We start from the raw sequence: 1,233 nt of genomic DNA on the forward strand, positions 1-1,233 counted from the left end.
GTCGGCGGCCGCGCCCCGTGCCCTTCCCGCGGCGTCGACCACCCTGACCGAGCACGTCACCGATGAGCTCGGGATCCTGGACGCCGCCAAGGCCAAGCAGGCCGTGGACACGATGTCCTCCAAGCACGGCGTGGGCCTGTGGGTGCTGACCGTCTCCGACTCCAGCCGCAAGGCCTCGGCGATCGCCGAGCAGACCTTCAAGGACACGAAGCTGGGGCGCGACGACATGCTCCTGGTCATCAACATCCCCGCCGACGGATCGGCCTCGAGGAGCTACAAGCTGCAGGCGCACAGCAACTCCTCGAAGTTCTCCAAGTCCGACTACAAGCGGATCGATTCAGCTCTCAAGAAGCAGCTGAACGCCGGGGACTACGACGCCGCCGTGGCGGCGATTCCGGAGAACATGTCCGGCTCATCGGGCTCGAGCGGCTCGGGCTCCTCGGCGCTTCCGGTGCTGCTGGGCGGGGGCGCGGTCGCGGCGGGTGGGGCCGCCGCCTGGACGGTGTACAGGCGCAGGAAGAACAAGGACAAGGAGAACGACGACATGCTGTTCGGCAAGCGCAGGAAGCAGGCCGCCGCGGGCGATGCACCCGGGAACCAGGCCACAAGCCCCGCGACGATGACGACGGAGCAGCTGCGCACGCAGGCCGGCAGCGCCCTGGTCCAGGCCGATGACACGGTGCGCGCCGCCGCCGAGGAGCTGTCCTACGCCCAGGCGCAGTTCGGGCTATCCGCCACGGACGCCTTCACGGCCGCCCTGGACGGCGCCCGCAAGCACTTGTCGCGGTGCTTCGAGCTACGCAAGATCCTCGACGACGACATCCCCGAGACCGAGCCGCAGCAGCGGCAGATGTACACCGAGATCCTCCAGCGCTGCTCGGAGGCGGTTGGTGAGATCCACGCTCAGGAGGAGGCCTTCAACAAGCGGCGCGGCATCGAGGCGAACCTGCCGACGTCGATCGCGGAGACCACCCAGAGGGCCGACGAAACCGAGCAGGCCATCGTTATGGCCGAGACGATCCTGGTCACCCTCAGCGCCGCCTATCCCGCCTCCTCCCTGACCAGCGTGGCCCACGGCCCCCGAGCAGGCCCGACGGCTGCTGACGGCCGGGCGCACCGCTCTGGACCAGGCCCGCGACAGCGTCGAGGCCTCCCAAGGGGCGACGGCGGTGGAGCAGGTGCGCATCGCCCAGGGATCGATCGCGCAGGCGGGCGAGCTGGCCGCCCAGGTCA

Annotated in this window: 1 protein-coding gene; it reads left to right on the forward strand. The window is 69.7% G+C overall.

What is annotated here, in order from left to right:
- Positions 1-1,233 (forward strand): TPM domain-containing protein (locus HMPREF0975_RS16550; RefSeq protein ID WP_009232472.1); only part of this gene is annotated, 1,233 nt, incomplete at both ends.

Source organism: Actinomyces sp. oral taxon 849 str. F0330, assembly GCF_000239715.1.
GTDB classification, from domain to species: Bacteria; Actinomycetota; Actinomycetes; order Actinomycetales; family Actinomycetaceae; genus Actinomyces; species Actinomyces johnsonii.